Source organism: bacterium (assembly GCA_021159335.1).
GTDB lineage: Bacteria > UBP14 > UBA6098 > B30-G16 > B30-G16 > JAGGRZ01.
The window spans coordinates 1-13,412 of record JAGGRZ010000162.1 but is presented as its reverse complement, the minus strand read 5'-3'; the positions used below and the strand labels follow the sequence as shown (position 1 = coordinate 13,412).

The following is a 13,412-nucleotide window of genomic DNA, read 5'->3' as shown; positions in this document are numbered from 1 at the left end:
CCATCATATTATCCCGAGAAAATTTGGTGGCAATAATTCATTGGATAATCTAATTACCCTATGCGGAAAATGCCACATGTTAATAAGTATAATACCAACTGCGATTATTTCAAAAGTATGGCGAATGAGCTTGAATGAGATCCATTCAGAACGCAACAAAATCTTAAACGCTTTAAAGGAAAAATTAAAGAAAAGGCAAGATTTAAAGGAGGCTATCAACATGCAATGCAAAATATTCAGTATTAAACTTGATGGCGAGAACCAAGAAAAAGATCTACAAAGATTGAATAACTTCCTTCAAAAAGTAGAAGTTAAATACTTGTTTTCATCAATAACTGGGGAGAGAAATCCACATTGGTCCATATTAGTTTTTTATGCTAAAAAATTTGATAGTATCGAGGAAAAAGAAAAGACTGATTTCATAACTGAACATATAACTCAAAAAATATATGAAAAATTAAAAAAATGGCGTAAAAATAAATCATCAGAGGAAAAGCTTTTACCATATATGATTGCCCACAATTCGTGGCTCATGCAAATAGCTGAAATGAGAATAACCGAAAAAGAAGAACTACAAAAAATAAAGGGTTTTGGAAAGAAAAGAGCAGAAAAATATGGTGATGAGATAATACAAATTGTAAAATCCGTAATTGGACAAAACACTATCTCCTAAAGAACCCGCCGGGGCTTATTCCCCGCGAACCGCCAAAGTTAAATAGCACCCAAATCCTAACATCTCTTATGTGGGTCGTTATGTGTTCAAAACGCCTGTCAGTATCCTCAGTAATCTCTATTTCCATGCCTGCCGTGGCATTTCGAGAAAGGTTATACGAAAGCTGAGGTCTTATCGTAAGCCTTGCCCTATCCTGCGTTTTAGTTTTTACCGGATTGGCTGAATTCCAGCTTTCAATTATGTTAACGCTGTATGTAGTGTTAATCGTTATGTTAAGGTTGTTCTCAAGCGTTATGCTTCCTAAAAGCGGAATCTTTATGCCTTTCTGAGCGCGCAGAGTGTATCGAGCAATAACATCAAGACTCTTGTTACTTTGACGGGAATAACCAATCGTAACTCCATTGAAGTTTTCGCTGAGCGAAGTTTCCCAGTTAAATTTCAAATCAACGCTCCAGCCACCCTTAAGTGTGAAATTCATCCCAAGAAGAGGCGACAGCCTGCTCTCAACTTTACGGTTTGAGAACTGGTCATTGGTGTAACCCGTGGTCACCTTGCGAACCCAGTTACTTCGCGCTGAAACCGAGCGAGCAAATAGCTTGAAAAACTTTAGTTTGTTGAAAAATCCCCACCGTGCCGTTAGCTCAGGTAATGTGTGGGAAATAGTTTTAGTATTATTCGATGTAGACTGCACAGATTGCCTTGTAAAATGATACGAAATACTAATTCTTACATCCTGCGGCAGTTTAGCACCAGTATTAGCATCTACCCGCTGAGTGTTATCCACTTTTGGCTGTTGACGGGTAGCTACATCGCTGACAAAAGGTACTCCGGGGTCACCTGTAAGACCTAACTGGAAGAGCTTTATCGGGCGACTTCTCAAGTTAGGTGCGGAAATGTTCGCTGTCCAGTCCAGGTCTATTTTAAGGTTATCGAGCTTGGAAAGCAAATTTGCTATCGAACGCTTCATTTTCTCATCTTTCTTGGCTTTGTTGAAAAATTTGTTCCACATTATCGTATAGCCGGCTTTAAGCGTTCGGGTTTGAGAAACATTGCCAAATGTGCCCGGCGTGGGAGAATGCGTGTTTTCGTTATATTTTGAATTAATATCATATCTCTGGGAAAGAAACTCAAGATACCTCGGAGTCCAGTGCAACCCCCAATTAATCGACTTGCTTACGGGACGCCCCACAATGGTTGGCAAACCTATCACAAGGAAATTGGGGTCATGTATGTCTCGTTCAAGATGTATGTTGAAGTCACCCGTCAGGTCTTTTGCGAAAGCGAATCCAAGCTTAGTGTCGTGTTTAAGGTTGCGTCTGAATACATTGTTTCTGGTGCCATAACGGTCCTGCGAGCGGTTCGACTGTTCCTCAATGGTTGTGTTAAGGTTTATCGATGTGGGTATAAAAATTCCCTTTAAAACTGAAAGAAGCCTGTTGCCAGATTTGGAAGTAGTATCTTTCTCAGTTGTGCCGAATTTCCTGTAACCATAACCAACCTTGCCGCGCGGATTAAGACTGTATGTGTGAATAATCGAATAGCTCGTATTGGTAGAGAAAGGCGTGGACGGCGAATGCTGCTGAGATGTAGTGTAAGTATAGGTTAACCTGTTTGGCACAACGAGCAAGTCAATAAGTTTTGTCCTGTTCTCGGGTGCAGCTCCAACGCCCGCAAGACTTATGTTCGTGCTTCTTTGCGTGGTTTTCTCAAGCTGCCTTGCTGAATCAGAAAGAACCACATCAGAACCAGTTTTGTATCTCGGCAATGCAGTAGTAAAACTCCAGCTCATAGATAGCGGCAACGATACATTCCATCGTGGCGGGAAAAATTTGCCTAATGTGAACCCTACATTGTATTGCCATGTTTTTCGGAACGAATGCTCGGGTAATCCCCTTCCGCGAGTAAATCTATATCTTCCACCATAATATGTTGTCCTCGGGCTTATGCTCGTTAGCTCATGGAAATCGTCATCCCGCTGGTCGTAGGTAGCGCTAAACCTTGCGAAATCCGCCGCCTGAAGAGTTAGTTCTGCTTTATATGCAGCTCCATCGTCAACACGGACATCCTCGACCACAAGCTCGTCGCACCATACCTCACCACTTATGGGGAAATTGGGGTCAGGATTTATAAGCCCTATCTGAAGTTGAGTAACATTGGTAAGCGTTGGGTTGCCATGGATGACATAGTAACCATGCCCGTGACTGGCAAGTTTTATATTTGGTATGTCAGGGATTGCGGTATCCGACTTCGCGCGAAGATACTGCTCCTTGAAATTGGTTAGCTCGTCAAAATCTATCACGACACGGTTGTAAACGCTATCCCAGCCATCGTGGAGGGGAAATGTTATGTATTCGTAGTAGTCGTTGGTGCTGCTTCCTATTCTGAAAAGCAACTGCGGCGCAGCACCATCAGCTTTGGCGCTGTCGAAGTGAACCCACATGGTAAGCCTTTTATACCTTGTATAGTCCTCAGCCTGCTGGGCAGGTATGACCTTGTATGCATATACTGTATCATGCGGCGGCAGATATTCGTAAATCAACGCCAAGGACCTCTCAGCGAGTGTCAATCCCGTCTGGGGATCACGCTCACCGGAAACTCCCGGCGGGGGATTGTAATCCAAATCCTCCTGACTGTTTTTAACAGCGACTTCAAAATTATCAAAATCCTCGCGCCACTGATTGTGCACAAAGTCTATGCTCGCTATTGAGACTTTGGCTTCGCCACCCTCAACATTAGTTAACCAAAGTCTTATGTATTTTATAGTGGCGAATGAAGGGTCAGGGTCGCCAACCTTTATTCTTCGCCAGACTTTGCCGTCCTCGACAAACCTGAAAAGCGAATCTCTCAAAGGAATTCTGTATAGCCGCCATCCAGTAGCCTCGTTTCGCGTTCCAGGAACCTCGAAATGCTTTGAACTCAAATCAATTCTATATGAAAAGTATGCATTCCTTGTGTCCAGAACGCCATTTCTATCTATATCCTCTGTGTCGGGTTTTGGCCTTCCACCGTATGCGGGGTCGCTACTGTTGCCCTCGGTGCCGTTTATATGAGTGTAGTTCTCCGGGTCATCGGTTGAATAATCCCAATTATCTCCGCTCGGGTCGTCAGGGTCGAGGTCAGGAAACAGTTCTCTGAACTTGGACTTCTTTTGCTCTATCGACATTCCGGTTATATCAACTCCGGCAGTCGTAAGGTAATAGTCGAGTTCCTGGTCATCGAACATGCCATCAAGCCCTGTATCCTCGTCTTTCGTCAAGATATTGTCGTAACGACCATTAATCTTCTTATCCTCGGTATCAAGTTCACCGTCGCCATCGATATCTTCGCTTATGCAGCCAATATCGATCGTCAACACACCCTTGTCACCCTGCACCCATATCTCTAAAAACTGCGCATCTCGCTGCTCCTGGAAGGCCTGAGGAATATACTGCATAATCCCTGCCCACGGCATAGAATCACCCGGAACAGTGGTGGTATCGTGAAACTCAATGGTCAGAACATCCACATTGCTTTCGTGAGCGGTGGTCTCTATGTTAGGCCAGATATCACGCTTCGGAACGCGATGATATGGATTATACCATCTAAGGAGCGCTCGTGGCTGGTGAGCGTATCCGTATGGTGCACTACTGGGAGTCCACATAGTCCGCCTTATCGATATGGGACTCCTTATTTTGCTGCTCTCGAAGTCATCGATGTATGCTTTCCCAATCGTGTTTGGCGTAGAATAAAGTTTGGCTGCCTCGAGCTTCAGCGTAAGTCGTGAGGGGACATCAGTATCTATTAGCGGAATCGAATTCACGAGCTTGGTTACGAACGGCACCTCGGACGAAAGCCTCAGGTCGGAGTCTACGATGTATGCGTTTGAGGGCTCGCCGCCCACCCGTGGCCGTTCTGTGGGTGAGCTTATGCTTCTGTACAATCCGGTAAAACCTATCCACGAATCCTCCCCCAGTTCATACTTCACACGCGTCCCGAGCAATGTCTTCTGCTTTATTGAAAAGTAGGGCTGTGCCTCAAACGTTATCTGAATGTTGGCGTTGGGTACTTTCGCTTTGTCGGAAAGGAAATATATCTCGCCAGTCTCGTAAATTATCTTATAATCAACACCCCTCTTGAGTCTCTCTCCGTTTAGGGTTACCACCTCGCTACCCTGAATTATGTTGTACGCACCAAGCGATTGATGCTGTGACAAGCCCTCAACCTCGGCGTATATGAACATCTTGCTATTAAGTTCCATTTCATTTTCATCAGTAGAGTTGTATAATGCGGGATTCCGCAGTGAGTCAGGGTAATTAACAAGAGATGGAACCAGCATAACATCTATCGCGCGAGGGTCAAATGGATGGGGTACAGGAAAGATAAGCTCACCGCGTCCCGGGTCGATGAAAATCAATTTCTGGTCCACAAGACCATCAGGATTCGGCTGGTCATTAATATCAACAGAATCCATCCCGTAAAGCGAAAGCAGAAACACATTGGCATTTTCAGGAAGCGACTGCGACGAGTCCGTTCCCACTCGCCTGAAAAGCTTGATGTATGCCGTTTGAAGGTCAAAATCGGTTAAGCCAAGCTCGTAAACATTGCGCCACTCATACTCCCAGCACGGATGAGACGGTTGCATATAGGAGGGTTTTATAAGCTTGAGTATCAAAAGCGTATCGCCTAATGGAAAGCCGAATGTGTCTGCGGTGCCGTCGGAGTGATTTATCACGAATCTTGCTGCGATAATGTCTGCATCCATCGCAGGAGTGTTGAGCCTGAACCAGCCGTGCAGCCTATCGACTCTATACTGTGATTCATCCACCTTCACGAAATACGCAGAGACCACACTATCAGTTCTCGTAACCATTTCATCCAAATCCTCGGGTAGTTCATCAGGATTTCTCATCTGTTGAACAAATGCATATCCATGTATTGAATTTGGATTGGTAGCAGCCTGATAATTGCTTATGTAAAGCTCAAAAAGGCTTATGGAATCGCCGGGCTGGTAAATCCTGTTCACATATTGGTCAGCTATGTAGAAGTAAGTTCTTCGTTTATACTCGAAATCATTCTTGTGGCTACCTTCCCGCTTGACAGTAGGATGGATTGTTACCTTTTGCGTGTTGCCTTTTTCCTGGCTCGCTATAACCGTAATGTTCCAATCCCCTATCTGAAAAACTGACTTTATTCCAAAAAGTCCCTGCACACGCTCGCTGTATCCAACGAGGTCTGCGCCCTCAAGAGACAAAGTGGTATTCCCAGCTTCAATTGACCTAACTACATCGTCTTCCTCGCCAGTGTACTTTATGTTTATAGTATTCTCAAGGTCAGTTTCTCGCTGGCTATCTTGGTCAACATTCACTTTTATCTTCGAACCAATATTCCCCGTTATTTTGAAATTCGATTCCTGCTCCATCTGAAGCTGAGGCCACTTGCTCCCGTAAAACTCTTCGCGGTCAGTCCATTGGCTTCGTCCTGACATGGTTATTCTATACGCCCCGCTAACACCTATTGACGCCCCACCGGTACCTATTATCGCCCTAACATTGGGTGGCAGTTCCGCAGGTATCTCGAAAAGCTTGCCCTTACGCTTCTTTTCCTTGTGAAATTGCCTTAAATTCTTCCGCCAGTGCGAATACTGCATCGCATAGGAAATACTATCGAAGGGAATCGCTCGCGGTGCGTAAACATAAACTCCATTAATGGTCTCGTAGAAAAATGCCACTCCGAGGTCAAAGTTAACCACAGCCCAGCTGTTTACTGGAACCTTAGCATAGGAGAGGCATCGAATCCCTGAACTTGCTTCTATAGGGTCAGTTTTGAATCTATCCCAAGGGGTGAGGAAATACCGCCCACGCTCTTCAAGCTTGAACTGCCATGCGGAGGGCAAAGCGACAGCCAGAACCAAAAATTTTATGATAAGCGACTTTCTCAGCATAATAACGCCAACCGATTTTGCCTACATTAACTAATGTATTAATTTGCACCTCCTTTCATTTCTGTCCAGTTATTTTTGCCCCGGTGTTCTCTCGAGAAGAAGCCCGGTCTTAAGGCTTTCTTTGACAGCTTCATACATAGGTGGCGCTGCGAACACACTGAAAACCTTGCCCGAAGAACCACCAACCTCCTTCAGGTAGAATTTGGCGTCGCTGCCCTCCTCAAGCCTTACCTCTCTCAACTTCTTGCTATCCTTGTATAAGTAAAAGTAATATTTAATAAATTCTTTGCTTACCGTATCGGCAAACGCGAGTATAGTCCAGCCTTCATGCTGAAACTCGTCGATAGGCATTTTGGGAACACGGGTCGAGATAAATTTGCCTTTATATACATTCCTGTCTGCACAGCCATAAAAGAGAAAAACAGGCATCACAGCGAAAGCCGCGATTAAAACTGTAGCCAAAACTATTTTATTTCTGCTATTCCCGGCCATCTTATTCTCAAACTTCATCAACTATTCCCACTATTCCCGCATCAATAGGTTTCTCTTCAGGTGTTATACATGTAGCAGCTTCACGGGCACCAACCCAGAAAACTATTTGGCCTTCCTGAGCACCAACGCCATCAGCCGCAATAATCTTCTTACCCATCGGCTCGAGGTTTTCATTAAGCGGCTGTATCACATATAATTTAACGCCAATAAGCTTCGGGTCAAGTGCCGTGCAATAAATTTTCCCTTCTACTCTTGCGAGCTTCATATCGTCCCCTGTATAGGTTGGATTGCGACTTGAAATAGCATGTATGCACCAAAAAGATAAAACGCAAGGATAGTTAGTGCATCCCAGCCAAGATAAAGGAAACTTTTCCTCGACCTGTAAATAACGCCCATTATCGCTATCGATATTAAGACAATCCCGAAACCAGCAGCCAGAATGTGAACGGGGCTTGCTGCTACGAGAACACTCTTGCGGCCAACTACATCCATTATCGGTATAAGAACCATGTTATATGTGTTGCTTCCGAAAAGGTTGGCGATAGCCATGTTAACAGCACCTATTCTGTATGCACTTATGGAAACGACAAGTTCAGGAAGTGATGTTATTACTGCCACGATCATGGTGCCAATGAAGCTCTCTTTGAGACTGAATCTAAAGCTTCCAAATGCCAATTCGGTGCGTGACAATTGCTCAGCAAGGCCTATAAGAAGAACACCTGCTATTATTATTATAAGCGCATCAACAGAAAATTCCGCTATTATACCTCCTATTCTTGCCTTTTTCCGCTTTCTGAAGTAAGCCTCATCCGAGACAGTTTCCTGCTCCGACTTGAATATTATGTATGTGCCGATAATCCATGCGGCAAATATAAGCATGCTAAAAAACCAGCCTATTCCCTCAGATGTAATTCCTGAAGCCATGTTTTTCGCGGCGAATATCCCGAGTGCTGCTATAGCCATAAGAAAAATTCCAAGCGCTGCTGGTAAAATTTGTGTTGCGCTGACAGAAAGCATGAGCGGTCCAGGTCCTTGGAGGAAATCCAATATTGCTATTATGAACATGTTAAACATATTGCTCCCGAAAACATTGCCTATTCCTATATCTGGGCTACCTGTGGCGACAGCAGTAATGCTCGATACGAGCTCTGGCATCGAGGTTATAAGGGCAAGGAATATTATACCGATCCACGAACTGGAAAGACCCGTAAGTTGAGCAAGCTCATCCGCTATCTTGGTAAGGCGGGAACCAATTATTATTATCACTCCCGCTACAGCGATAATACCAAGAATAATCTCGAGAGCACCCCAGCTTGCAAATATGCTGAACATGATTCACCTAACTGGTTTTGAATAATAAATTAAGAAAAGCGAGTTTGTCAAAACCTTTTATTTCCGCTCTATAGCGCCCCCTTTACTGGATTTTTAAGGATAAATCCTGTAAAGCACTCTTGGAAACGGTATCGCTTCCCTGACATGCGATATACCCGTTATCCAGGCTATAGTTCTCTCGAGTCCCAGACCAAAACCACTATGAGGCACCGAACCATACTTGCGGAGATCAAGATACCATTGATAGGGTTCAATCGGTAACCCGAATTCCTTCATTCGAGCAAGCAGTTTATCATAATCGTCCTCGCGCTGGCTCCCACCTATAATTTCGCCGTATCCCTCGGTAGCAAGCAAGTCGGCACACTTCACAAGCTCCGGACGCTCGGGATTCTCTTTCATATAAAACGCCTTTATCTTCCGTGGATAATCAGTAACGAAAACAGGCTTCTCAAAATGGGACGATATCGCAGTCTCCTCATCCCCACCGAAATCCTCACCCCACTCTATCTGGAAACCGTCCGCCTTAAGAAGCTTTATTGCCTCATCATAAGTTATCCGCTCGAATGGTGGAGAAACCTTCTTTAGATTGGTCGTATCACGTTCCAAAATTTCGAGTTCATCTTTGCAGTTGTGCAAAGCACGGCTTACGATGTAACTAACGAAGTCTTCCTGAAGTCTCAGGTTATCCTCGAAATCGTAGAAAGCCTCTTCAGCTTCTATCATCCAAAATTCCATCAGATGCCGTCTCGTTTTCGACTTTTCCGCGCGGAATGTAGGTCCAAAATTATACACGAGACCGTGAGCGAAAATAGCTGCCTCAAGGTAAAGCTGACCAGTCTGCGCAAGATATGCTTTGCCAAGATCGAAGTATTGCGTTTCAAAAAGGGTAGTCGTTCCTTCAGCTGCTGTAGGCGTCAGAATCGGCGTATCTATTCTCACGAAACCGCGTTCGTGGAAAAAATCTATTATAGCTCGTTCTACCTCATCTCTTATTCGCAATATCGCCCGTTGTTTGCGAGAGCGAATCCAGAGATGTCTATGGTCCATGAGGAATGCTACACCATGTTCCTTTTTTTGAATAGGATAATCCCTTACTATCTGGATAGGCTCAATATTTGTTAATGCTAACTCATATCCACCTGGCGCACGAGGCTCCTGACGAACAATACCATCAACAATTATCGAGCTCTCCAATCCGAGTTCATCGTAAAGCTCAAAAGCCTTATCAGGACTTTCCCCCTTAACAGCCACGGCCTGAATGTAACCCGAGCCATCGCGAATTATAAAAAAAAGGATTTTACCCTTGGAACGCTTGTTGTAAAGCCATCCTTTGACCCTTACTTCCTTACCCACGAACTCTTTTGCCTGAGCTATCCTGAACATCGCTTACCTCGCTTGAGGATGAATTTTTGATGTCGAACTTTAAGATGTCAGCCGGCTTACCGTTACGCGAAAACTCTGAAACTGAATAAAGAAAAAACCAGGTCACATAATGTGTCATCAGACCGAGAAAAAGCAACAAATTAAGCGGTAAAAGGTAGGGATAATGTTTCTGGAAATACTTGAACATAGAGAGATGATGCCAGAAGAAAGACTTCGCTCGCCTCTTTTTGGATGATGCCCCCCACGAATGAAGTATCCTTGCGTTGGGATTAAAAACCACGCGCCATCCAGCTTTCCTCAACCTGCGACATATGTCAATATCCTCGAGGTAGATGAAGAACCTCTCATCAAGCAATCCAACCTGTTTTAAAGCTTCACTCCTAAGCATAAGAAAACCACCAGCAAGTGCCTCCACATCCGAGATAAAGTCGGGTACTCGCCTTAACCTTTGCATTCTCTTCTTCAACGCAGGGATTTTCGAGAAGATTGAGCTACGCGAGAAAAGCAGGTTGGTATATTTAGGAAATATGAGCGTCGATGGTTGAATCTTCCCGTCGTCCGTGTAAATAAGTCCACCTGATGCCCCTATATCAGGATTTTTCTCCATGAATTCGAACAACACATCCAACGCATCATCAAGAATCGCCGCATCGGAATTGAGCAAAAGATAGTATTTTGCTCTTACTGCCTTTATGCCCTGATTGCAACCCTTCGCAAAACCAAGATTGCGCGAATTTTTAATTAACATAACCCACGGGAACTCTCTTTCGACCATGGCAACGCTGCCGTCCTTGGAGCCGTTGTCAACGACAACAACCCTAAAAGTCCCCTTGGTAAACGGGTTTTCCTTAAGGGATACAAGGCATCGTTTAAGATGAAGTCGGGTGTTGTAATTCACCACAACGACCGCAAGGTCAAAGGTTTCCTTAGCTTCTGCCTTGGATGCTTTCGTATCAATTTTTTCGCTGCTGTTTTGCATTATCAAATCTTCCCAAAAAACAGCTCAAACCTAAGCCACCAGACCATAAAAAATGCTTCTATTATAATCCTTTTGCTGAATTTTGAGGTTCCATGCTCTCTATCTTTAAATATTATCGGTATTTCCTTTATGTGAAAGCCTTTTCGCCAGACCTTGAATTTGGTTTCGATCTGAAACGAGTAACCGTCAGAGTGGATGGAATCAAGGTCAAGAGCTTTAAGCACCCGCTTTCTGAAAGCCTGAAAGCCAGCGGTGGTGTCCTTTATGGGCATTTCTGTTATAGCCCTCGTGTATATACTCGCCCACTTTGATATAAGTAACCTTGTTTTGGGCCAATTCTCTATGCCCCCGCCCTCGACCCACCTCGAGCCGATCACAAGGTCATACCCTTCCTCCGCCGCGCGAATCATCTCGGGTATCTTGTCCACAGGATGCGAAAAATCAGCATCCATCTCAAAAGTAAGGTCGTAATCGTGCTCGAGTGAATATTTGAAACCACGAACATATGCAGTCCCAAGCCCAAGTTTCCCCTCACGATGAATAACCTTGACTCGCGGATTCTTTTCGGCAATAGAATCTGCTATCTCACCAGTTCCGTCAGGAGAATTGTCATCGATAATAAGCATGTCTATTCGCGGGTCCTGCTTAAGAACTTCAGGAACAATCCTTGCAATGTTATCCCGCTCGTTGTAAGTGGGCATTATAATAAGAACCCTATTAATAGGCGATGTATCTCTTTCTCTCAGCTTCATGGTTTCTCCAATTCGTTTATCCAGAACAATTTTTATTAACAAATTTTATTAAATTGCGCAAGTTATTTTAGAAACGGCTCTAATCGCTTATCACGAATTTCCACATAAAACTTTTCTTTAAGCTCATCTATAATAGCCTCAAGACGCTTGTTCATCTTCCACTGTTTAGCGAACCGACGAAGTATGTCCATGTCTTTTTCAAGAGAAAGTTTTCTTGGTGGGGATATAGTTTTAATCCTGTATATTGCTACTCCATTCCTCTCAGGAACTGGTGGTAAAACAGTTCCTTCCCCGACTGAATCGATTATTGCAAGCATTTCCTTGGGCAACGCCTCCTCGCTTATCCAGCCAACATCTCCGTTTTTAGCGGCAGATGCTGAATCCGCGGAATATTTCTTCACAAGCTCGGTAAACTCAACTCCCGACCTTGCCGAATCGTAAACTGCCATGGCTATCCGCATTGCAGCAGCCTCAGGACTCGGACGCTCGAAAAAAATGTGAGCCAGCTCAACTTTTTTGCCTCTGCGGCTTAGAACCCTGACTATGTGATATCCCCTGTCCCCTCGAAGAGGTTTCGAAAAACTCCCGACACCAAGCTTCAACACAGCAGCTCTGAACGCTTTAGGTATATCCTCAAGTGCAAACTTCCCGAGATAACCGCCCGATTCACGCGTGTTAAGGTCATCAGAAAGGCTTTCCGCAACCGCTTTGAACGGCTTTCCATGTTTAAGCAACTCATACGCTTTATACGCATCACTCCTCGCGAGCTTCCAGCATACTGAGTCATCCTGAGGGGGAATTAATATAGCCTGAATGAAAAACTGCCTTGGTAGAGGTGGCAAACTATCTTTATAAAGCTCGTAAAATTCCCTAACTTCATCATCGGAGACCTCAATGAAGCCCAAATGCTTCTGTATATACGTTTGCTTCATTAGCCCATCCTTAATCTGCTGGCGCAATTGAACCCTGAACTGATTAATGTTCATTCCCTCTGCCTTAAGGCTTTCTGCGAGCACCTCCTCGCCGCCGAACCTGTTGATTAGCGAATCCCAGCGAGCGTTGAACTCTGCTTCGACAAGCTCATCGTCAACCTGAACTGACTCAGCACGAGCTGCTTCAAGAATTAGTTGTTCGTTTATAATCTGGCTTAGCACCTGAGCATAAAGTTTGAAAAACTCCACGGAATCTTCGGGAGGCGTTATTCCCGATGACATGACGACCTGGTCAAGTTCCGACGAAAGAATCGGCTTTTGCTCCACAACGGCGACTATAGTAATGTCCACAGTGCCATCGTCGCGATACGACAACCAGCGTGCAGAAATCAGCGACGAAAAGACCAAAAATAAAGCTACTGTGAAAATCAACTTTCTCATTCAAGCACCTTCCTGAAATAAGGTAAAAGCCTCTCGTAAGTCCTTTTCAACTCCTCGGAAATCACTTTGACATCCGCAAGAACGGGCATAAAGTTTGTGTCGCCACCCCACCGTGGAACTATATGAAGATGGATGTGGTCCGCTCTTCCAGCACCCGCAACCCGACCAACATTGAATCCTATGTTAAATCCCTGCGCCCCCATCGACTTTTTTATCGCGCTAACAGACAACCTCGCAAGCTGCATCATCTCAAGAAGTTCCTCATCACTTAACTTTTCCAATTCACCTATATGCCTGTAAGGAGCAATCATAAGATGCCCGTTATTATACGGATATTTGTTCATAATCACAAAGCAGTGTTCACCACGGTAAAGCACAAGATTATCGTCATCCTTTTCAGCTCTATCCTTGGCTTCGCAAAGGAAGCATTTATCGCTATCGAGGTCTCCACTTTCAATGTAAACGATACGCCATGGTGCCCAAAGTCGCTTCATTGATACTCCCTTTC

At 44.5% G+C, this 13,412-nt stretch carries 10 protein-coding genes; 1 reads left to right on the top strand and 9 read right to left on the bottom strand.

Features of this window, described 5'->3' with window-relative positions; all coding sequences use genetic code 11:
- Nucleotides 1–673: HRDC domain-containing protein (locus J7J62_09050; protein MCD6125300.1), on the top strand; the 673-nt coding region annotated here is incomplete at its 5' end.
- Here J7J62_09050 and sprA read toward each other — a convergent pair.
- The 9 genes from sprA to J7J62_09005 form a co-directional block, all read right to left on the bottom strand.
- Complete coding sequence (sprA, locus tag J7J62_09045; protein MCD6125299.1) at nt 663–6,593, bottom strand: cell surface protein SprA; 5,931 nt, start codon at nt 6,591–6,593, stop codon at nt 663–665. The genes J7J62_09050 and sprA overlap by 11 nt on opposite strands.
- A gap of 69 nt (nt 6,594–6,662) precedes the next feature.
- Nucleotides 6,663–7,103 (bottom strand): hypothetical protein, encoded by a 441-nt coding sequence (locus J7J62_09040; GenBank protein MCD6125298.1) that lies wholly within the window; start codon nt 7,101–7,103, stop codon nt 6,663–6,665.
- Entirely contained in the window at nt 7,093–7,350 is a 258-nt protein-coding gene (locus J7J62_09035) for a EutN/CcmL family microcompartment protein (GenBank protein MCD6125297.1), read from the bottom strand. Before J7J62_09035 ends, J7J62_09040 begins: the two co-directional genes overlap by 11 nt.
- Nucleotides 7,347–8,417: a sodium:calcium antiporter gene (locus J7J62_09030; protein ID MCD6125296.1), complete on the bottom strand. Its 1,071-nt coding sequence runs from the start codon at nt 8,415–8,417 to the stop codon at nt 7,347–7,349. Before J7J62_09030 ends, J7J62_09035 begins: the two co-directional genes overlap by 4 nt.
- A 93-nt stretch (nt 8,418–8,510) precedes the next feature.
- Nucleotides 8,511–9,800, bottom strand: coding sequence for an asparagine--tRNA ligase (asnS, locus tag J7J62_09025; GenBank protein ID MCD6125295.1), 1,290 nt, complete (start codon nt 9,798–9,800; stop codon nt 8,511–8,513).
- Entirely contained in the window at nt 9,763–10,779 is a 1,017-nt protein-coding gene (locus J7J62_09020; protein ID MCD6125294.1) for a glycosyltransferase family 2 protein, read from the bottom strand. Before J7J62_09020 ends, asnS begins: the two co-directional genes overlap by 38 nt.
- Nucleotides 10,780–10,781: 2 nt before the next feature.
- Nucleotides 10,782–11,531, bottom strand: a complete 750-nt coding sequence (locus J7J62_09015; protein ID MCD6125293.1) for a polyprenol monophosphomannose synthase — start codon at nt 11,529–11,531, stop codon at nt 10,782–10,784.
- Between the two features lie 62 nt (nt 11,532–11,593).
- The gene (locus tag J7J62_09010) at nt 11,594–12,904 is read right to left on the bottom strand and encodes a peptidylprolyl isomerase (protein MCD6125292.1); all 1,311 of its coding nucleotides are present in this window, start codon (nt 12,902–12,904) and stop codon (nt 11,594–11,596) included.
- Nucleotides 12,901–13,398 (bottom strand): HIT domain-containing protein, encoded by a 498-nt coding sequence (locus J7J62_09005; GenBank protein ID MCD6125291.1) that lies wholly within the window; start codon nt 13,396–13,398, stop codon nt 12,901–12,903. Before J7J62_09005 ends, J7J62_09010 begins: the two co-directional genes overlap by 4 nt.
- Nucleotides 13,399–13,412: the final 14 nt, after the last annotated feature.

Coding starts and splice junctions, on each gene's coding strand:
- sprA (MCD6125299.1), bottom strand. CDS start 6,593: ATGCTGAGAAAGTCGCTTATCATAAAATTTTTGGTTCTGGCTGTCGCT.
- J7J62_09040 (MCD6125298.1), bottom strand. CDS start 7,103: ATGAAGTTTGAGAATAAGATGGCCGGGAATAGCAGAAATAAAATAGTT.
- J7J62_09035 (MCD6125297.1), bottom strand. CDS start 7,350: ATGAAGCTCGCAAGAGTAGAAGGGAAAATTTATTGCACGGCACTTGAC.
- J7J62_09030 (MCD6125296.1), bottom strand. CDS start 8,417: ATGTTCAGCATATTTGCAAGCTGGGGTGCTCTCGAGATTATTCTTGGT.
- asnS (MCD6125295.1), bottom strand. CDS start 9,800: ATGTTCAGGATAGCTCAGGCAAAAGAGTTCGTGGGTAAGGAAGTAAGG.
- J7J62_09020 (MCD6125294.1), bottom strand. CDS start 10,779: ATGCAAAACAGCAGCGAAAAAATTGATACGAAAGCATCCAAGGCAGAA.
- J7J62_09015 (MCD6125293.1), bottom strand. CDS start 11,531: ATGAAGCTGAGAGAAAGAGATACATCGCCTATTAATAGGGTTCTTATT.
- J7J62_09010 (MCD6125292.1), bottom strand. CDS start 12,904: ATGAGAAAGTTGATTTTCACAGTAGCTTTATTTTTGGTCTTTTCGTCG.
- J7J62_09005 (MCD6125291.1), bottom strand. CDS start 13,398: ATGAAGCGACTTTGGGCACCATGGCGTATCGTTTACATTGAAAGTGGA.